Genomic DNA, 17,346 nt, shown 5'->3' on the forward strand with positions numbered 1-17,346 from the left:
TGTTGTCACAAAGCGAGCGAAGCCTCGATTTCGACGAGCAGCCCCGGCGCGAACAGGCCAGCCACCATCACCAGTGAACTTGCCGGATCATTGCCGCCATATCGGTCGGCGAGGGCTTGGCGGACCAGCGGCAGGTCAGCCAGGTCGGTGATGAAGATTGTCACCTTGATGAGATCCGCCAGCGTCTTGCCGTGTTGACCGGCAATGAACCCGAGCTGATCCAGAACCGCGTGCGTTTGCCGGCCCGCGTCGCCGTCCTGTGCGGCGGTGCCGAAAGCCGTGAAGCCGGACGTATGGAGCGTCCCGCCGTGGGTCACGGCGTGGGAGTAGGGGCCGGCAGGCAGGCCCAGTTCGGTGAAGTTCCGTCTCTCAAGCGTCATAGAAATCTCTCCTGTTCAGGGAAGGCGGTTGGCCAGGAAGGTGGTTGCCCTTTGAACCGGAGGTCCGAGAAAGAAGGCTATGAGGGCGGCCGCGGGCCAGGCCAGACGAAAGGCGGCCATCCACTGGGTCAAAAAGGCATCGCTCCAGCCGAGATTGAGAAAGGTCACCCAGCAGGACATCAGCAGCGAGAGGCCGAGGGACATCAGGACGGTGGCGATAAGCCGGGATTTCATGACACGTCACCGTCCTTCGGCCGCAATCGTGCCGATGTCCCCGAGTTCCTCGATATAGCGGACCCGGGTCAGATTGCGCGCGAGATACGCTTTGGTGTGCGGCATCTCGAAATGGGCGGCGAGGGCTGCCTTGTCGGTCCAGCGTTCCCAGAGTGTGAACCGGCCCGGCTCCTCAAGGTTCTGCCGGATGTCGAACATATGGCAGCCGGGTTCCTGGCGAGTGAGAAGGATAAGTTCCCGCAAGCCTTCTTCGGCCTGCTTCAGGTCCGCTCCGTCCTGCAATTCGATACCGGCGCTGATGAAATAAGAGCTCATGTTTGTCTCCGGATAGGGGTGTCGGTCGCCACTGATCTATTGATTGATGTAACGGAAATCTATAACGATTGCTGGCATTGTAATTTTCAAAAATGGAATCATGCTCGACGATATCGCACTCTTCGTTCATATCGTGCAGGCGCGCAGCCTGGCAGCGGCGGCGGAAAAAATGGACCTGCCGGCGGCGACGGTCACACGGCGGCTCAAGAAGCTGGAGGAAGACCTGGGCGTTCAGCTGCTGTTCCGTTCTGCTCGCAAATTTGCGCTGACTGCCGAGGGAGAAGCCTATTACGGGACCTTTGCCGATCTCGTGCTGACCGCGGAAACAGCGCTGCAGGGATTGAGCACGGATCTGCATGCTCCTCAGGGCCGGTTGAAGGCCGCTGCGCCGACGAACATCTCTGTCGGGGTCCTGCAGCCGATGTGGTCCGGTTTCGTCAAAGCCAATCCACAGATCCGGCTGACGCTGGAACTCAGCAATGACAACAAGGATTTGCTCGAAAGCCAGGTAGATCTTGCACTGCGTGCCGGACCTCAAACGGATGAGCGGCTCTATCAGAAGCGGTTGGGATGCGTCGCAACGATTCTGGTGGCCGCACCGTCCTACCTGGCAACCGCCGGAACACCGGCAGAACCCGAGGACATCGCGGCACACAAGCTGATACGGGTCGCGGCGCTACCGCAATGGAGACTGACCCATCTGGATACGGGCAGGCAACAGATCCTGCCTGTCGACGCACATGTCGCGGTGGACGATATCGGCCTTGCGCGGCAACTGGGGGCCGACGGTCACGGTCTGGCGTTGTTACCGGTGAGCGAAATTGCGGAAGACCTGAAATCCGGCCGGCTTCTGCCGGTGCTGCGCACCTGGCAGGGGCAAAGGCGAGATCTCTACGCGGTCTGGCCGACGGGCCGGTTGCTCAGCGCCCGGGCTCGCTGCCTGCGCGATTACATGGAGGCCTTCGTGGCAGCGCACCCGGTCCTTCAAGGGGCGCTGCCGTGAGTATCAGGCAGTATGGGGATTGCAGCGCATGTAACTCGGCAGGTCGATATAGCCGCGCATCAAACTCAGCCAGGCCTGGCACTCGTTCTGGGTCTTGAAGCAGCCTGCCTGTGAGATCAGGTACGTCTGGTCGAAATTCTTCACCTTGCCACCGGCAATCCCCTTCCAGCCGCTTCCGGAAAAGCTGCGGCAATCGTAGGGGGTGTTGTAGGTGTAGGGTATGTCCTGCCGGTTCTTGGCGAAGGTCGGGGTGAACAGAAGTTTTTCAACCACGTTTCCCGTACCCGCCGACGTGTCATAGGCCTGACAGGCCGCCAGGCTGAGGCCGGCGGCGAACACTGCGGCAATGCGCAGGCCTCTGATAACCCCGCGGATCGACGGCAGATGAGAGTTGATGGGGCGGCGCATGACGAACTCCAGTGATCTGCGGTCCGGGACGGGGGCTAGATCAGCGGACGCACAACCGGAATCGGTTGAGCGTCCAAAAGCTGATCGATCTTAAAGTGGTAGAGCACCTTATGTGCATTCTCCTTAACGCACGATGCTCCAGGCCAGTCAAAGGACTGATTTGTAACAGGTCTCACATCACTCGAAGACTTGGTCAAAATCAAGTCACGTTGGTGAAAGGTTTGCCGCCCCGGGCCGAGCCGGGGCGGCAGCTACGATTTGTCAGGAGAACGGGTCGATGGCGGGCGGGTTGAAGTCGAACGGATTGTCGATGCCGCCACCCATTGTGTCGTAAAGGTCGTACCAGCCCTGGTCCTTCAGATGCAGCAGCAAGGCTTCCATGTGGGAGTTGTAGGAATCGATGGCGTCCCAGGCGTCGCCCATATCCCTCTGGAATTTGCCCATCTCGGCCAGAATGTCGCCATCGAAGGCAAAGCTGAACAGGTCAAGGTTCGACCAGAAGCCTTCCTGCTCCTGAAAAGCCTCGCCTTCGATCTTGCGGCCATCGAGATATTCGATCGTATAGGAGAATTCGACGAAAACGCTGGCGAGATAGACGCCGAGTTCCGCATCCCACTGCATCGAGATCTCTATGTTGAAGTTCATCTCGAACGTGTCGATGCCGTAGGACTGGGCCTGGCCATCCATCGTCATGCCCACGCCCCAGTCATAGGCGCTGAGCTGCTGGGTCATGTTGCCGTTTTCGTCGAAGCTGAACCGTTCTGCCTGAACGCTTTCGCCAACTTCCACCGAGGCGTTGAGGAAAAGAGTGCCTTGCCCCATGTAGTCGATGCTGCCGCTGACCTCATGAGCCGTGGCGTTCTGCCACTCGATGGCAACCTTCTGTCCGTTGAAGTGACTGTACTGGATCTCGGTGACCCGGGTCTCCGATAACTCATCGACGTGGACGCGCGCCTCATCGGAAACCATTGTCGCGTTGTAAACTCCGACATCGAGCTCAAGCTGGTCCGGCGTGCCGCCAAGCTCCCAGTTGATATAGTCCGGATCCGGACTGCTGATCGAAAAGTCCGGCAGATCGCCCTTGCCGGCCAGATCATAGGGATCGAGATTGAGAAAGGGCAGGTTGTCTCCAGCGCCGAATTCCAGCCAGTTTGCGCCGCTAAACTTGGTTTCGGGAAGTCCCGGCGGACCGGCCGGTCCGCTCCGGACTGAATTGTTTTCCAGCGTCTCGAAATGCCGATCCATCAGGTCTTCAATGTCGAAGATTTCCGCGCCAGGCTTCAATTGGATATTCATGACGTCTCCTCACCATTAGTTTTAATCTCCAGATATATTTGATCTGATCTGGAAACATTGAACTGGTGAGGCGGATGATGTTGTTCAATTTAAATATAGTTCATGAAAAGTCTGAAATATTTTGGTTTCGATAAAAAATTAACAGAGTGATTTCACGTTCTATTTGGACCGGTTTATTTGAAATTCTTTGCGATTGTTGCGTTCAACCCGGAACTCTCATTTCCTGCCGTATCGTCGAATTTGGGGCCTCGACAAAAAACCAGGCCCGTTGCCGGGCCTGGTTCGGTGTCTTTCCGATTTTGAAGCTGGTCAGGTGTCACGCCTTGCCAGTGACAAGCAGCGCGAAAGCCTGGGTTTCGGCGACTTCCTTCAAGCGGTCGAACCGTCCGGAAGCGCCGCCATGGCCGGCTTCCATGTTGGTCTTCAGCATCAGGAGATTGTCGCCGGTCGCAGTCGCGCGCAGCCTGGCAACCCATTTTGCCGGCTCCCAATAGGTGACACGCGGATCCGTCAGGCCCGCAAGCGCCAGGATGGCGGGATAGTCCCTGGCCGTCACGTTGTCGTAGGGCGAATAGGAGGCGATGTATTCATATGCCGTCTTGTCGGCGACCGGGTTGCCCCATTCGGGCCATTCCGGCGGGGTCAGCGGCAGCGTGTCGTCGAGCATGGTTGACAGCACGTCCACAAACGGTACCTCGGCGATGATGGCGCCGAATTTCTCCGGTGCCAGGTTGGCAATCGCGCCCATCAACATGCCGCCGGCCGAACCACCCTGGGCGACGATGCGGTCGTGGGAGGTGTATTTCTCGTCGACCAGATGATCGGCCGCCGCGATGAAATCGCTGAAGGTGTTTTTCTTGTATTCGCGCCGTCCGTCCTTGTACCAGTGGAACCCCTTGTCCTTGCCGCCGCGAATATGCGCGATGGCGTAAACAAAGCCCCGGTCGACCAGAGACAGGCTGTTGGTGTTGAAGCTTGCCGGCACCGTGATGCCGTATGAGCCGTAACCGTAAAGCAGCAGCGGCGCCGAACCGTCGAGTCTCGTGTCCTTGTGGTGGAACACGGACACCGGCACGCTTTCGCCGTCTGGTGCCGTCGCATGCAGACGGCGGGTGACGTAGTCGGACGCTTCGTGGCCCGAGGGTACTTCCTGTTCCTTGCGCAGCACACGTTCGCGGGTCTCGACATTGTAGTCGAAGGTCTGCGAAGGCGTCGTCATGGAGGAATATGTGAAACGGATCGTATTGGTGTCGAACTCGTAGCCGCCGCCGAGGCCGAGGGAATAGGCTTCCTCGTCAAAGGCGATGGCGTGTTCGATGTTGTCCGCAAGGCGCCGGATGACGATGCGGGGCAGGCCGTCCTCACGCTCCAGCCTGGTCATGAAGGTGTTGTAGACGCAGTGGGACAGGATCAGCCGGCCCGGCTTGTGGTCGACCAGATCGGTCCAGGTCTCGCGGCCAGGGGTGTCCTTCGGCGCGGTGACGATCTTGAAGTCCTCGGCGTCCCCGGCATTGGTGAGGATATAGAGCGTACCGCCGTGATCCTCGATGGAGTATTCGATGCCGGTTTCGCGCGGAGCGACCAGCACGGGCTCGGCGGTCGGATTATCCGCCGGGATCATGCGGACTTCCGAGGTTTCGTGGTCGTGAATGTCGATCACGATGGTCTGGCCGGACTGGGTCTTGCCGACGCCCATGAAGAAGCCGGGATCCTCCTCCTCGTAGACCAGAACGTCACTTGCCGGATCGGTGCCGATCTCGTGCCGGAACAGCTTCGACGGGCGGTGATTTGCATCGAGACGGATGTAGAACATGTACCGGCTGTCGGCGGAGAAGACGCCGCCGCCGCCGGTGTCCTCGATGCGATAGTCCAGGTCCGTGCCGCTTTCGATATCGCGCAACCGCATCGAATAGAATTCCGAGCCCTTGTCGTCATAGGCCCAGGCCAGAAGCTTGTGGTTTTCCGACTGGCTGACGGCGCCGATCCGGAAATAGGCCTTGCCCTCAGCTTCCCTGTCGCCGTGCAGCAGCACGGTTTCCGCGCCGCCGTCGCGGGGCGTTCGGAAGAAGATCGGCTGCTGTCCGCCGGTCTCATATCTCAGACCGTAGGCGTAGGGGCCGTCGGGGGAGGGAACCGAACTGTCGTCCTCCTTGATGCGGCCGCGCATTTCGGCAAAGAGCTTTTCCTGGAGAGCCTTGGTCGGTGCCATCTGGGCATCGTGATAGGCGTTTTCCGCTTCAAGATAGGCACGAATATCGGCGTCCAGCACGGACGGGTCCTTCATGACCTCCTGCCAGTTGTCCGCCCGGAGCCAGCCGTAGTCGTCCTGGCGGGTTATGCCGTGGGTTTCATGGGTGACGGGGCGCGCTTCGGCGCGCGGGGGAAAGGCATCCTGTTTCATGGCTCCCGAGGTAGGAGTTTTGAAAGCCGAAGGCAAGAGGTGAAAAGTGCCGGGATCGAGGTCTGGTGACCGGGTTCCGGCACCTCGCTGTGGCCAGGCGTTGCCAGGGAGAGGGACCTGCTGTCTTGCATTGGGGCACTGGACGAAACGGCTACTTCGCGATCTGTTGCCGGTATTGGATCACGCGCCGAAGGACCCTCACCATGCCCACCGAAACCTACCTTCTGACTGCAACCGACATCGCAGCCATGGAAGGTACGCAAAAGACCCATTTTCTCAATCCCAATGCACAGCGTCTGAACAAATCCCTTGGCGATGCGACCGGATTGAAGGGATTCGGCTTCCATCTCATCGAGGTGGCTCCAGGCCGGGAAACGACCGAATTTCACTGTCACTACCATGAGGATGAATGTGTTTTCGTGCTGTCGGGACAGGCGGTCGCGGTCATAGGTGACGAGGAAATCGCGATCGGCACCGGCGACTTCATCGGTTACCGCAAGGGAGGCCTGGCGCATACTATCCGCAACAACGGCCAGGAAACACTGCGCTGCATTGTCGTTGGCGAGCGGCTCGTGCATGACGTCGCCGATTATCCGAAGCTCGGAAAGAGGATCCACCGTCACGCCGGCATGCCCTGGAGCCTGGTCGACCGGGAGAACATCAAGGAACTTGGTGGAAGCGTCGGCAAGAAATAGCGCGCCGTGCAGTCACCGGTCCTACTTAAGGTCGATCTGATTGTTGGCGTTCTTGAGCAGCAGTTTCGGCGGCGCCTTGTTGGCGGCTTTGATGTAAAGGGTCGCTGCGTTGGCGGAAATTTCTCTGATCGGCAGTTTGTCCGGATCTGCGCCCTTGAGCAGCATCCTGGCGGCCTGCCGTGTTGATGAAGGCCGTTCCGCATGTGAAGCTTGGTGAAACATGCAAGTTCGAGATCCCGCCTACAGCCTTCATAACGCGCTAACAAAAGCATCGGTAGCCGGATTTTCGAAGCTGGATGTATCTTCAGAACATGTGCAACGGCATGCCTCCCGTCTGAATCCGGCCGGCGTCATCGGTTCCGCCAGCGCTCGATTCCGAGCCGGATAGACGCCGTGGCGGCCACAAGCAAAAACTGCGTCAGGGCGACGCTTCCCGGAATATCCAGTTGTTGGAGCAGTGAACGGGGCAACAGGTTCGCGGCAACGAGAAGCGAGAAGCTTAGTGTGATTGCGACCCAGATCCACCGGACAGGCACGAACAGAACGATAAATGCGACGGCCAGGAAATACTCGGAAACAGACATGTCGATCTAGGTGAAAACGGCGCATCCGGAAAAGAACGAGATGTCCTTCCAGGAACCTGATGAAATCAATTCGTTTGAATTAGCCGGAACTTGCGACGGTGTCCACAGGTTGTAAAGATGCTACCCAATCGCGCCGACGACTTGGCGGGCAATTCTGCAGACGAAGACATTCCGCACCCGTGTACCTTCCGGGAAATGGCCAATCAGCATTTTGAGGCAAACCTCTTGCTCGATCCGTCCGGACCAATTGACAGCTCCTTCAATTTCAGTCACTCAAAAGGAGATGGTTCCCGATTCCACACGTTGGATCGGGATGAAAAGGGAACACGGTGCGGTTTGCCGACAAGCGCCAAATCCGTGACTGCCCCCGCAACTGTGAGCGGTGAGCGAACCTGAAAGCGCCACTGGGGAAACCCCGGGAAGGATCAGGCGAGCTTCGACCCGCAAGTCAGGAGACCTGCCATCGCATCTTCAACTTCAACCCGGGCGGGGTGTCCCGGAGGAGCGAGTGACATGGCTTATCGGCACCTGCTGACACAGACTGACATTCGGTTTTCCGCCACGCCGCGCAATCGCGGAGGGCGATATGAACCGGAAACGGACAAGCAATTCACAAGATCTCCATGAGCTTCCCACACGGGCAAGCAGTCTTTGCGACCGCGTGGTCAGGGCCATGCGCCCGAATGGCTGCCAGGTCCCGTTCGCCTCGACGACAGAGGGGAACGTGGTGACGCTGAATGAGCTTTCGCGCACCGGGGAGGGATCGATCAGTTCGTTCAGAAGAGCTTCCCATCCGCGACGGGGCCGAAAACCGGCTTTGCCGAAGGTTGTCGAGCGAGCCGATTCCATGCCGGAAGAAGGCAGACCATGACCTGCGGCCAGCACCGGATCGAGGTCTGCACCAGTTGCCGGCACAGAGGGACGCAGTGCCTGCCCGGATACCGGCTGCTACGGCGTCTTCAGGAAGCCATGTCGATGGCGTCTCCCTTCGTGGGCGATGGGTTCGAAATCTCCGGGACAGCCGGGCTCGCCGGTTGTTCACGGCCTTGCATCGCCGCGTTCCGGGCAACGGACAAGGCAATCTACCTGTTCGGGGACGTTGATCCGCAGGCGGATATCGATGCGCTCGTTGATTTTGCCGAAAGCAAGCGGTTGGCGGAAACGGATCGAAGCCGAAGCAAGGAAAAGGCTCAAAAGATGGGCGGGGTTCCACCTTTTCACTTTCCTGCAGCCGTGATCGTGACCGAGGCCGGCAAGGCTGCGCTGTCATGAGCGGTGCTGCGCTCTCGGTGCGGGAGGTAAGCTGGAAGCCGGGCAGAAGCGAACCGGTGCTCCATCCTCTGAGCTTCGATCTGGGGCCGGGACAGGTGCTCGGGATTGCCGGTGCCAACGGGGCCGGCAAGTCCACCCTGCTGCGCCTGCTTTACCGCTTCCACCGTCCGGCGAGCGGTGCCGTTCTTCTCGACGGCGCCGATATCTGGCGGCAATCGCCGCGCGCGGTTGCCCGCAAGGTCGCTGCCGTCCTGCAGGAGCAACCGACGGATTTCGCCCTCAGTGTCAGGGAAATCGTGGTGCTCGGCCGGCGGCCGCACGGTTCCGGCTTTGCCTCGGGCGGCAAACGGGATGCGGAAATAGTTGCGGATGCTCTGGAGCGCATGGACCTGCTGCCCTACGCAGCCCGCGCCTTTGGAACGCTTTCCGGTGGCGAACGTCAGCGCGTGATGGTCGCACGTGCCCTTGCGCAGGAACCGCAGCTCCTGATCCTGGACGAGCCGACCAACCATCTCGACATTCGCCATCAACTGGAGATCGTGGCCCTGATCGCCAGTCTCGACATCACGGTGGTCGCCAGCCTGCACGACCTCAACCTCGCGGCCGGCGTCTGCGACCGGCTGCTGCTGCTCCACAAGGGCAGGAGCGTTGCCTATGGGGCGCCGGACAGGGTTTTGTCGCCGGCCCATATCGAACACGCCTACGGGGTGCGCGTGCAAAGGGAACTCCTTGCCGCGAGCGAACGCCCTCATCTGACTTTCCATCTTTGATCCTGGAGAAATGCCATGAAACAGTTAGCCCTCGGCCTTGCCGCGGTTCTTTATGCCGGGACCTCCTTTGCGCAGGTTACCGTGAAGAGCTGCGACCGGGATGTCACCTTCGACAGCGTCCCGGCGGCCGCCATATCGAACGACGTCAATCTGACTGAGATGATGCTGGTCCTCGGACTGCGCGACCGGATGGCCGGATATACCGGCATTTCCGGCTGGAAGACGCTGGACGAGCAGATGCGCTCCGGTGTGGCCGAACTGCCGGAGCTGTCGTCGAAATATCCTTCGAAAGAGGTTCTGATCGGTGCCGACGCGGATTTTTATTTCGCAGGCTGGAACTACGGCATGAAGGTTGGCGGCGAAGTGACGCCGGAGACGCTGGAGCCCTTCGGCATCAAGGTCTACGAACTAACCGAAAGCTGCATTCATATCGGCAGCAAGGCCAAGGCCTCGCTTGACGATATGTATAACGACCTCTTGAACCTCGGCCGTATCTTCGCTGTGGAGGACACAGCCTATGATCTGGTCGGGTCCTACAAACTGGAGCTTGATCGTATCCGCAGTTCACTTCCCGGCAATGAAGCGCCACTCAAGGTGTTCGTCTATGACAGCGGGGAGGACAAGCCGTTCACGGCAGGCCGCTACGCCATGCCGACAGCGCTGATCGAGGCCGCCGGCGGCGTCAACGTGCTGGAGGATCTTGAAAAGAGCTGGGCGACGACTGACTGGGAAACCGTTGTCGAGCGCAATCCGGACGTGGTCGTGATCGTCAATTATGGTGAGGTGACAGCGGACCAGAAACGCGCGTTCATGCGCGATAACCCGGCGCTGGCCGGGATCGAAGCCGTCAAGAACGATCGCTTCGTCGTGCTCGAGTATGTCGAGGCGACGCCGGGCCCGCGCAACATCAAGGCCGTGCAAAAGCTCGCCGACGGTTTCTGGGGAGAATAAGCTTGTTGCAGAAGGTGACCCGGCACGACCCGGAGGACCGCGCGCCCTTGCGTTTCGGCGCGAGCCGCTGGGGCCTTGCGCCGGCGGGCCTGCTGCTGCTGGTTCTGTCGATTGTGGTCGCGGTCATGGTCGGGGCAGTCAATGTCCCGGCCGGCACGGTGCTCGGCATTGCAGCCAACAAAGTCTGGCCGGATCTGGTGACGCCTGACTGGTCTTCCGGGCGGGAGGCGATCGTCTGGGAGCTGCGCTTCCCGCGGGCGTTTCTGGCCGGGCTTGTGGGGGCCGGTCTTGCGCTTGTCGGTGCCGCGTTGCAATCCGTCACGCGCAATCCCCTGGCCGATCCACACCTTCTCGGCATTTCTTCCGGCGGTGCTGCAGGGGCCATTCTGGCTCTCCTGCATACGGGGCTGTTCCTCGGTCTTCTGACGGTGCCGCTGATGGCCTTTGCCGGTGCTCTTGTGGCGACCCTGCTGGTGCTTCTCGTCACCCGCTTCGCCTCGGCCACCAGTGCCGACAGGCTGGTGCTCGCCGGTGTCGCGGTCTCCTTCATCATTCTGTCGATTGCCAACATCCTGATCTTTCTCGGTGACCCGCGCGCAACGCACACGGTCGTCTTCTGGATGCTGGGCGGCCTCGGTCTTGCCCAGTGGAGCCATCTCATCTACCCGCTCGCCGTCCTGGCGCTGGTTGCGCCTTATCTCATGGCGCGGGCACCTGATCTCAACGCCATGACAATCGGCGACGAGACTGCAGCAACGCTCGGCATTCCCGTTGCCCGGTTCCGCCTGACGGTCTTTGTCGCCGGAGCGCTTGTGACCGGCGTGATGGTGGCTTTTTCCGGCCTGATCGGTTTTGTCGGCCTGATGATGCCACATATCGCGCGGGCGCTCGCCGGCGGCTGCTACCGCCGTGTCCTGCCGGCCTCGATGCTGCTTGGGGCGATCTTTCTGATCTGGGCCGACATCCTGGCGCGCACGCTGATGGCGCCGGAGGACATGCCCATCGGTATCGTCACCGGGTTGATCGGCGGGGTGTTCTTCATAGCGTTGTTGCGCAAGGCCGCTAGATAGCGTGCAGGCCGCCGGAGATGCGAAAACCCCTTTTCCGGCTTGACACGTTACCGCTAAGCTTGACCGGTCAAGACGGGATCGGGGTGCCATGGACAATCTTGCGGCCAATCCAGCCGAATTCACCCATATAAGGATCATCATCGGCATGGTGATCGGGCTTGGCGTTGCCAGACTGTTGAACGGGCTGGCCCGCTATGCGCAGCACCCGGGGCAGGAGCCGATCTACGCTGTCCATCTTGGCTGGTCGCTGTTCATGCTCCTGTCCGTCGTGCATTTCTGGTGGTTCGAATTTGCGCTCGGCCGGATCCAGGTCTGGACTTTCGAGAGCTATCTTTTCGTCATTGCATTCGCAGCGCTCTATTTCTTCATCACGGCCATACTCTATCCGGACAAGCTGGGCGAATATGCCAATTACCGCGACTATTTCCTGAACAGGAAGAGCTGGATCTACGGGTCGCTGGCACTGCTGTTTGCGTTCGACCTTGCAGATACCGCCCTCAAGGGAAGCGCTCATGTCAAAGAGCTGGGAACGTTCTATCTGCTGCGCCAGATGACCATGATCGTACTGCTGCTGGCAGCGACGCGGATTGCAGCGCGCGCCTATCACATGGCTCTTGTGAGCCTGGCGCTGTTGACCCAGTTCTGGCTCATCGCCAGCAGCTTCAACGTATTGAAGTGAGCCTGCCGGGTTTGATGAACCCGGAGCTCAGGCGGTTGCGCGTGCGGGCCGCGGCCGGCCGCGCATGAGGATGAAGATCATCACCGACATGTTGAGGAGGTTCCACGCAATACCGTTCAGGAAGGCCGCCTGGTAGGAGCCGGTGAGGTCGTAGATCCAGCCCGACAGCCAACCACCGAGCGCCATGCCGAGGATGGTCGACATGATGACGAGACCGACGCGCTGGCCGGCTTCGCGCGCAGGCAGGTATTCGCGCACGATGACAGCGTAGCTCGGCACGATACCGCCCTGCGAGAGACCGAAGATCAGCGACACCAGGTAGAGCGAGGCAAGGCCGTTGAAGGGGATGAAAAGGAACAAGGCCGCGCATTGCAGCACGGAGCCGATCAGCAATGTCCTGACCCCGCCGATCTTGTCGGCAATAAAGCCGGAAGCAAGGCGGCTGATGATGCCCGCGCCCGTCATCAGCGCGATCATGTCGGCACCCGGGGCGACGCCGTAACCGAGGTCAACGCAATAGGCGACGATATGCACCTGGGGCATGGACATGGCAACGCAACAGGCAAGGCCGGCGACGACAAGCAGAGCTTGCAGGACCGTGGGGGAAAGGCCCGTATCCTGGCTGCCGAAGCGGTTGGCGGCGGGGTTCGCGGCAAGGGCGGCTTCGGGCGGCCGGCGGCGCAGGATCAGCGCCAGCGGCACCATGGTGACAAGGCAGATCGCCGCGATCAGGAAATAGGTGTCGCGCCAGTCATTGGTGGCAAGGCTCCACTGGATCAGCGAAGGCCACAGCACACCGGCAAGATAGTTGCCGCAGGCGGCGCAGGCGACGGCCAGGCCGCGCCGTTTCACGAACCAGTGGGAGATATCGGCGATCAGCGGCCCGAAGGTCGCCGAGGTGCCGAGACCGATGAGGACACCCTGGGCAAGCGAAAAGGTCCACACGTCCGGCGCAAGCGCCGCCAGCGCGAAGCCCGCGCTTAAGGAAAGCGCAGAACCGATGACGGGCGGCACGATGCCGTAGCGATCGACAAACCGGCCAAGCAGGTAATTGCCGGCGGCAAAACCGAGCATCGTCGCGGTATAGGGCAGGGAAGCACCGGCCCGGTCAATGCCGAAATCAGTCTGGACGGCCGGCAGAACGATGACCACGGCCCACATGCCTGCGCCGCCAAGCGTCGACAGCAGAATGCAGATCGCCAGCCGGAACCAGGCGTAGGGCCCGTCCTGGACATAAGGGTCTTGTGCGGCGGCGAGGGTCATGATCGGCTTCCGGATTGCGCAGGACCCTTGCGTAGCAGGTTCGCCAAAGCAGAACCAACAAATATCCTTGAAGCCAAAGCGCACAAATTCAGATGAATTCGGAGGCAGCCGGCACCGCCTCCGAATTCCGTTTCTCAGTGCTGGGCGACAGCGGCAGCCGGGGCCGACAGCGCTTCCGCGATCAAATCGCTCAAGGTCCGGGTCGGATGGCCGATGAGGTCCTGAAGAGCGGTGGATGTGGTAAAAAGCTCACCAGCCGCAGTCCCCCGGTCCGCGTCGGCCAGCACCTTGGCAAAGCCTTCCGGCAGTCCCGCCTGAACCAGGATCCCGGCATAGGTATCTTCCGGAAGATTGTTGAACGGGATCGTCCGGCCCGACTGGCGCGAAAGCTCGGCGGCAAGGTCGCCAAGGCTGAAGGCTGGGCTGCCGCCGAGTTCATAGGCACGGGTGGAAAGGTCGTCCCCGGTGAGGACACGGGCGGCCGCTTCCGCATAGTCTTCCCGACCGGCGGCGGAAATCTTGCCGTCACCCGCAGCACCAGCCACCGTTCCATGAGCAAGCGCTGCCGCAATCTTGCCGCCGAAATTCTCCACGTACCAGCCATTGCGCAACACCGCATGGGCAATGCCGCTTTCGGCCAGAAGTGTCTCCGTCGCAGCATGCTCGATACCGAGCTGCAGGCTGGAATGAGGTACGTTCAGGAGGCTGGTATAGACGATGAAGCGGACGCCGGCAGCCTTTGCCGCGTCGATGACCGCCTTGTGCTGCGGCACGCGCTTGCCGACTTCAGAGCCGGAGATCAAGAGCAGGCGGTCGACACCTTCAAGGGCAGCGCCGAGGCTCGCGGCATCGTCATAATCGCCCTTGACCACGCTCACCTTCCGGGAGGCGAGGTCCTGGGCTTTCTCCGGGGAGCGAACCATTGCGCGCACCGGTTCGCCGGCAAGCTTTGTCAGATGTTTGAGGACGAGGCGGCCCAGCTGGCCATTGGCACCGGTGACTGCGATCATAATGTTTCTCCTTGGCTGATCGGTGAAATCCATCGGATGCAGCCCATATAGACGGGGCACTTTCTTTTTGTTAGTACGTACAAAAAGGTTAGTTTTGAAAAAAGACGATCCTCAACGGACGGAAACAGGACATGAGCGAGAAGACCGATCAAAGCCCCGGATGCGCCCTCAGCGGCAATGCGACCTTGTCGGAGCTGATCCGCAAGGGCGAAATGCTCAATCCGGATTGTCCGTCGCGGGAGATCCTGCGGCACCTGACCAGCCGCTGGGGAGTCCTGGTGCTGATCGCATTGCTGCAGCGGAACCAGCGCTTTTCGGAATTGCGGCGCAGCGTCGGCGGGGTCAGCGAGAAAATGCTGGCGCAGACGCTTCAGACACTTGAGGCGGACGGTTTCATCGACCGCTATTCCCATCCGGTCGTGCCGCCGCATGTGGATTACAGCCTGACGCCGATCGGCAGGGAAGCGGCCTTGAAAGTGCGCGACTTCGCCGACTGGGTGGAAATCAATATCTCCCGGATCCTGTCGGAAAAAGAAAACAGGGTCGAGGCGGCGGCTGTCGAAGCGGCCGAGTAATTAAACGGCGCGACAGGCCGATCAATGGCTGTATTTGTCGATGATCTGCCAGTAACGCGGGTCGCGCCACACCTTGGAGACCGCAGCTGAAAGACGCGCGCGGATGTCCGGATCGAGGTCCTTGTTGGCGGCGAGCCACTGGGTTCCGTGAGTGACGGGCGCACCGATCACCAGTTCCTTCGGATCGTAACCCTGCTGGCGGAACATGTAGCCGGCGCGGATCGTCATCGTGTACCAGGCATCGATCCGGCCGGTCTTCAGCATGATGCTCATCTGCTCCGCGGTCGGGATTTCCTCCACGTTGCGGATGCCGAACCGTTGCAGGATGTTGCTGCGCTGGCTGCCGAGATGAACACCGACCACCTTGCCGGTCTCGATGACCTTCTCGAACGTGTCCAGTGGCTGGTCGAGGGTGACGAAGGCGCTTTCTGTATAGATAAGTGGAGCGACATAGGTGAACCGGTCGCCTCTGGACTTGGAATAGGCAACGGAGAACAACAAGGCTCCCGGGGTGTTTTCCGCCAGCAGCTGCGCACGCATCCAGGGGGCGAAGCGGATATCGATGTCGAGCCCGGCCTTTTCGGCCACAAGCTCCATCAACTCGACGGATATGCCCTTGTGTTCCTCATCAATCGACAACGGCGGCAGGTAGCCGGTATAGGCAACCAACGGGGCCGCCGCCATCGATGACAGGCCGGACAGCAGCAGCGCGAGACCCGTTGTCCAGGCACCCACGCCTGCGCAGGCAATTCTCCGTACAAGAGACAAGATCCACCCCGATTTATTAGCAAGAACCCCTGCTAATAATGCCAATAGTGCGTAACCGAAGTCTAAAGGGTCGGGTCTTTTGCCGAAAAATGCACCTTTTGGTTTCCGGGCTGTCAGTCCTTGCCGCTTGAAACGGGTTTCCGGCCGCCGTGAACGAAGTTCATGGCGTGTCCGTTGAGGCAGTAACGCAGGCCCGTCGGCCGCGGTCCATCCGGAAAGACGTGCCCAAGATGCGCGTCGCAGCTGTTGCAGCGGATCTCGGTCCTCATCATCCCGTGGGAATGGTCATCAAGCTCCCGGATCGTTTCCGGACCGATCGCCTCGAAGAAACTCGGCCAGCCGCAGCCGGAATCGAATTTGGTGTCCGACATGAACAGCGCCGTGCCGCAGCACACGCAATCGTAACGGCCGATCAGCTTGTTGTCCCAATAGGGGCCGGTAAAGGGGCGCTCGGTTCCGGACTGGCGGGTGACGTAGAACTGCTCCGGCGTCAGCTGCTCCATCCATTCGGCGGTCGTCTTTCTGACCTTGGGTGCGGCATCGCTGTTGCGGGTGGTATCGTCGCTCATTGCACAATCCTTGTTTTGCTTTTTGCCAGAAATAAGCGCAGCAAGGGCTGGCGGCAAGACGCCAGGAGTAACGCTTGTTTCAGGTCTTCGTCATTTAGCGCGACAGGAAATTCATCACGGTCTTCACCCGGTTGCCGCCTTCCTGGCGGGCCTGAAAGACGCAGTTCTCGGCGGCGGCGAGGATGAATTCGGAGCTTTCCGCTACGCCCGTCTGCTCGGCGACGGCGCAGGCGGCACCGACCGAGGCGGTCACGACGCCGTTGCCGGCGGTGTTGTCGGGATTGGGAATGCCGAGATCCTGAATGGCGATATGGAGATAGGCGCTGATCGTCTCGACGCCCATTTCATGGGTGCGCGGCAGAAGCAGCGAGAACTCGGACGTCGCGGTGCGCGCGGCAATGTCCGCCGGCCGGCGGGCGGTCTCCTTCAGGGTGGTCGCCACCTTGTTGAGGCAATCCTCCGCCGCGCTTGGGCCGTAGTGTTCCGCAAGCGCTTCGAACCGGTCGAGCGACACCTTGATCAGGCTGGTGTGGGTCTTTTCGCGCAGCGCAATCGCCCATTCGCGTTTCAGGCTGTCCTCGAAGGCGCGGCGGTTGAAGAGCCCGGTGAGTGGATCTGTCTGCGTGGCCGCATCCAGAAGGCCTTCCAGCTCCTTGCGTTTGGCGATGCTGCGGAAATAGACCGCGTAGGCATATGGCTTGCCGGATGTGTCTTCCAGCAGGTGTGTCGTCACTTCCGCCCAGACCAGGGGACCGAAGGCGGAGCGAAGCTGAAGATCTGCATGGGGGAGGGGAGCATCCTGGTCGCCGCTGCCGGACAGGATCCTGTGAAGCAGTTCCGCATCGGCGTTCGGGCTGCCGATATAGACGAGGTCGCTCAAGTGATCGGCGAGTTTCTCCCCGCTCCAGCCAAAAAGGCGTTCGGCGGCTGGCGAAATGAAGGCGGGCTCGCCGCCGAGCGACAGCAGCAGCACGGCCTCGCTGCTGAGTTTCAAAAGTGTTTCGAAATCGATGCTGGACGGGTGGAGCAGTGCCTGACCCGACGGGGTTTCCTTGTTGCTGTCCAAAACCATCTTAGCCTCGCTCAGATTTGAGGGTGGCAAT

Annotated in this window: 21 protein-coding genes and 1 riboswitch; of the genes, 8 read left to right on the forward strand and 13 right to left on the reverse strand. The window is 60.5% G+C overall.

The window, feature by feature from the left end:
• Positions 1-5 precede the first annotated feature (5 nt).
• The 3 genes from ACX3M4_RS00550 to ACX3M4_RS00560 are packed head-to-tail and all read right to left on the reverse strand — an operon-like array spanning position 6 to position 929.
• Positions 6-380, reverse strand: coding sequence for a RidA family protein (locus ACX3M4_RS00550; RefSeq protein WP_459356661.1), 375 nt, complete (start codon positions 378-380; stop codon positions 6-8).
• Between the two features lie 15 nt (positions 381-395).
• Positions 396-614, reverse strand: coding sequence for a DUF2798 domain-containing protein (locus ACX3M4_RS00555; RefSeq protein WP_459356662.1), 219 nt, complete (start codon positions 612-614; stop codon positions 396-398).
• Positions 615-620: 6 nt separating this feature from the next.
• Entirely contained in the window at positions 621-929 is a 309-nt protein-coding gene (locus ACX3M4_RS00560) for a putative quinol monooxygenase (protein WP_459356663.1), read from the reverse strand.
• Between the two features lie 100 nt (positions 930-1,029).
• Between ACX3M4_RS00560 and ACX3M4_RS00565 the strand changes: the two genes are divergently transcribed.
• Positions 1,030-1,932, forward strand: coding sequence for a LysR family transcriptional regulator (locus ACX3M4_RS00565; RefSeq protein ID WP_459356664.1), 903 nt, complete (start codon positions 1,030-1,032; stop codon positions 1,930-1,932).
• A 3-nt stretch (positions 1,933-1,935) separates the two neighbouring features.
• Here the strand turns inward: ACX3M4_RS00565 and ACX3M4_RS00570 are convergent, their stop codons facing one another.
• From ACX3M4_RS00570 to ACX3M4_RS00580, 3 genes are all read right to left on the reverse strand, one after another.
• Entirely contained in the window at positions 1,936-2,340 is a 405-nt protein-coding gene (locus tag ACX3M4_RS00570) for a hypothetical protein (RefSeq protein ID WP_459356665.1), read from the reverse strand.
• A gap of 261 nt (positions 2,341-2,601) precedes the next feature.
• Positions 2,602-3,636 carry a hypothetical protein gene (locus ACX3M4_RS00575; RefSeq protein WP_459356666.1) on the reverse strand — a complete coding sequence of 345 codons (1,035 nt, stop codon included), beginning with the start codon at positions 3,634-3,636 and terminating at the stop codon, positions 2,602-2,604.
• A gap of 316 nt (positions 3,637-3,952) precedes the next feature.
• The gene (locus tag ACX3M4_RS00580) at positions 3,953-6,037 is read right to left on the reverse strand and encodes a S9 family peptidase (protein WP_459356667.1); all 2,085 of its coding nucleotides are present in this window, start codon (positions 6,035-6,037) and stop codon (positions 3,953-3,955) included.
• Between the two features lie 203 nt (positions 6,038-6,240).
• Here ACX3M4_RS00580 and ACX3M4_RS00585 point away from each other — a divergent pair, with 203 nt between their 5' ends.
• A complete protein-coding gene (locus ACX3M4_RS00585; protein WP_459356668.1) occupies positions 6,241-6,732 on the forward strand; it encodes a cupin domain-containing protein in 492 nt (163 codons plus the stop codon).
• Between the two features lie 21 nt (positions 6,733-6,753).
• Here the strand turns inward: ACX3M4_RS00585 and ACX3M4_RS00590 are convergent, their stop codons facing one another.
• Together ACX3M4_RS00590 and ACX3M4_RS00595 are read right to left on the reverse strand one after the other, a co-directional pair.
• Positions 6,754-6,954 carry a hypothetical protein gene (locus ACX3M4_RS00590; protein ID WP_459356669.1) on the reverse strand — a complete coding sequence of 67 codons (201 nt, stop codon included), beginning with the start codon at positions 6,952-6,954 and terminating at the stop codon, positions 6,754-6,756.
• Positions 6,955-7,082: 128 nt separating this feature from the next.
• Positions 7,083-7,316 carry a hypothetical protein gene (locus ACX3M4_RS00595; protein ID WP_459356670.1) on the reverse strand — a complete coding sequence of 78 codons (234 nt, stop codon included), beginning with the start codon at positions 7,314-7,316 and terminating at the stop codon, positions 7,083-7,085.
• A 267-nt stretch (positions 7,317-7,583) separates the two neighbouring features.
• A riboswitch (cobalamin riboswitch) is annotated at positions 7,584-7,795 on the forward strand.
• 388 nt (positions 7,796-8,183) lie between these two features.
• Here ACX3M4_RS00595 and ACX3M4_RS00600 point away from each other — a divergent pair.
• From ACX3M4_RS00600 to ACX3M4_RS00620, 5 genes are all read left to right on the forward strand, one after another.
• Positions 8,184-8,588, forward strand: coding sequence for a DUF1636 family protein (locus ACX3M4_RS00600; protein WP_459356671.1), 405 nt, complete (start codon positions 8,184-8,186; stop codon positions 8,586-8,588).
• On the forward strand, positions 8,585-9,358 hold the full coding sequence (locus ACX3M4_RS00605) for an ABC transporter ATP-binding protein (protein WP_459356672.1): 774 nt from the start codon (positions 8,585-8,587) through the stop codon (positions 9,356-9,358). Before ACX3M4_RS00600 ends, ACX3M4_RS00605 begins: the two co-directional genes overlap by 4 nt.
• A 15-nt stretch (positions 9,359-9,373) precedes the next feature.
• Positions 9,374-10,309 (forward strand): ABC transporter substrate-binding protein, encoded by a 936-nt coding sequence (locus ACX3M4_RS00610; protein WP_459356673.1) that lies wholly within the window; start codon positions 9,374-9,376, stop codon positions 10,307-10,309.
• A 47-nt stretch (positions 10,310-10,356) separates the two neighbouring features.
• Entirely contained in the window at positions 10,357-11,379 is a 1,023-nt protein-coding gene (locus ACX3M4_RS00615) for a FecCD family ABC transporter permease (RefSeq protein ID WP_459359344.1), read from the forward strand.
• A gap of 88 nt (positions 11,380-11,467) precedes the next feature.
• On the forward strand, positions 11,468-12,058 hold the full coding sequence (locus ACX3M4_RS00620) for a hypothetical protein (RefSeq protein ID WP_459356674.1): 591 nt from the start codon (positions 11,468-11,470) through the stop codon (positions 12,056-12,058).
• 27 nt (positions 12,059-12,085) lie between these two features.
• On the opposite strand, the gene ACX3M4_RS00625 is transcribed toward ACX3M4_RS00620, so the two are convergent.
• Positions 12,086-13,321, reverse strand: coding sequence for an MFS transporter (locus tag ACX3M4_RS00625; protein WP_459356675.1), 1,236 nt, complete (start codon positions 13,319-13,321; stop codon positions 12,086-12,088).
• Between the two features lie 134 nt (positions 13,322-13,455).
• A complete protein-coding gene (locus tag ACX3M4_RS00630; RefSeq protein WP_459356676.1) occupies positions 13,456-14,331 on the reverse strand; it encodes an SDR family oxidoreductase in 876 nt (291 codons plus the stop codon).
• 131 nt (positions 14,332-14,462) lie between these two features.
• Here ACX3M4_RS00630 and ACX3M4_RS00635 point away from each other — a divergent pair, with 131 nt between their 5' ends.
• Entirely contained in the window at positions 14,463-14,906 is a 444-nt protein-coding gene (locus tag ACX3M4_RS00635) for a winged helix-turn-helix transcriptional regulator (RefSeq protein ID WP_459356677.1), read from the forward strand.
• A 21-nt stretch (positions 14,907-14,927) separates the two neighbouring features.
• Here ACX3M4_RS00635 and ACX3M4_RS00640 read toward each other — a convergent pair whose 3' ends face one another.
• The 3 genes from ACX3M4_RS00640 to ACX3M4_RS00650 all read right to left on the reverse strand — a co-directional run bounded on the left by ACX3M4_RS00640 (position 14,928) and on the right by ACX3M4_RS00650 (position 17,315).
• Positions 14,928-15,674 (reverse strand): substrate-binding periplasmic protein, encoded by a 747-nt coding sequence (locus ACX3M4_RS00640; protein ID WP_459356678.1) that lies wholly within the window; start codon positions 15,672-15,674, stop codon positions 14,928-14,930.
• A 113-nt stretch (positions 15,675-15,787) separates the two neighbouring features.
• Positions 15,788-16,243, reverse strand: coding sequence for a peptide-methionine (R)-S-oxide reductase MsrB (gene msrB, locus ACX3M4_RS00645; RefSeq protein ID WP_459356679.1), 456 nt, complete (start codon positions 16,241-16,243; stop codon positions 15,788-15,790).
• A gap of 94 nt (positions 16,244-16,337) precedes the next feature.
• On the reverse strand, positions 16,338-17,315 hold the full coding sequence (locus tag ACX3M4_RS00650) for a GGDEF domain-containing protein (RefSeq protein ID WP_459356680.1): 978 nt from the start codon (positions 17,313-17,315) through the stop codon (positions 16,338-16,340).
• Positions 17,316-17,346 lie beyond the last annotated feature (31 nt).

This window comes from Roseibium sp. M-1 (genome assembly GCF_054515675.1).

Bases quoted from the DNA above. Each gene is read 5' to 3' on its own strand.
- ACX3M4_RS00565 (WP_459356664.1), top strand. From the start codon at position 1,030: ATGCTCGACGATATCGCACTCTTCGTTCATATCGTGCAGGCGCGCAGC.
- msrB (WP_459356679.1), bottom strand. From the start codon at position 16,243: ATGAGCGACGATACCACCCGCAACAGCGATGCCGCACCCAAGGTCAGA.
- ACX3M4_RS00580 (WP_459356667.1), bottom strand. From the start codon at position 6,037: ATGAAACAGGATGCCTTTCCCCCGCGCGCCGAAGCGCGCCCCGTCACC.
- ACX3M4_RS00595 (WP_459356670.1), bottom strand. From the start codon at position 7,316: ATGTCTGTTTCCGAGTATTTCCTGGCCGTCGCATTTATCGTTCTGTTC.
- ACX3M4_RS00560 (WP_459356663.1), bottom strand. From the start codon at position 929: ATGAGCTCTTATTTCATCAGCGCCGGTATCGAATTGCAGGACGGAGCG.
- ACX3M4_RS00590 (WP_459356669.1), bottom strand. From the start codon at position 6,954: ATGTTTCACCAAGCTTCACATGCGGAACGGCCTTCATCAACACGGCAG.
- ACX3M4_RS00570 (WP_459356665.1), bottom strand. From the start codon at position 2,340: ATGCGCCGCCCCATCAACTCTCATCTGCCGTCGATCCGCGGGGTTATC.
- ACX3M4_RS00610 (WP_459356673.1), top strand. From the start codon at position 9,374: ATGAAACAGTTAGCCCTCGGCCTTGCCGCGGTTCTTTATGCCGGGACC.
- ACX3M4_RS00600 (WP_459356671.1), top strand. From the start codon at position 8,184: ATGACCTGCGGCCAGCACCGGATCGAGGTCTGCACCAGTTGCCGGCAC.
- ACX3M4_RS00575 (WP_459356666.1), bottom strand. From the start codon at position 3,636: ATGAATATCCAATTGAAGCCTGGCGCGGAAATCTTCGACATTGAAGAC.
- ACX3M4_RS00630 (WP_459356676.1), bottom strand. From the start codon at position 14,331: ATGATCGCAGTCACCGGTGCCAATGGCCAGCTGGGCCGCCTCGTCCTC.
- ACX3M4_RS00625 (WP_459356675.1), bottom strand. From the start codon at position 13,321: ATGACCCTCGCCGCCGCACAAGACCCTTATGTCCAGGACGGGCCCTAC.
- ACX3M4_RS00585 (WP_459356668.1), top strand. From the start codon at position 6,241: ATGCCCACCGAAACCTACCTTCTGACTGCAACCGACATCGCAGCCATG.
- ACX3M4_RS00550 (WP_459356661.1), bottom strand. From the start codon at position 380: ATGACGCTTGAGAGACGGAACTTCACCGAACTGGGCCTGCCTGCCGGC.
- ACX3M4_RS00650 (WP_459356680.1), bottom strand. From the start codon at position 17,315: ATGGTTTTGGACAGCAACAAGGAAACCCCGTCGGGTCAGGCACTGCTC.
- ACX3M4_RS00605 (WP_459356672.1), top strand. From the start codon at position 8,585: ATGAGCGGTGCTGCGCTCTCGGTGCGGGAGGTAAGCTGGAAGCCGGGC.
- ACX3M4_RS00555 (WP_459356662.1), bottom strand. From the start codon at position 614: ATGAAATCCCGGCTTATCGCCACCGTCCTGATGTCCCTCGGCCTCTCG.
- ACX3M4_RS00620 (WP_459356674.1), top strand. From the start codon at position 11,468: ATGGACAATCTTGCGGCCAATCCAGCCGAATTCACCCATATAAGGATC.
- ACX3M4_RS00635 (WP_459356677.1), top strand. From the start codon at position 14,463: ATGAGCGAGAAGACCGATCAAAGCCCCGGATGCGCCCTCAGCGGCAAT.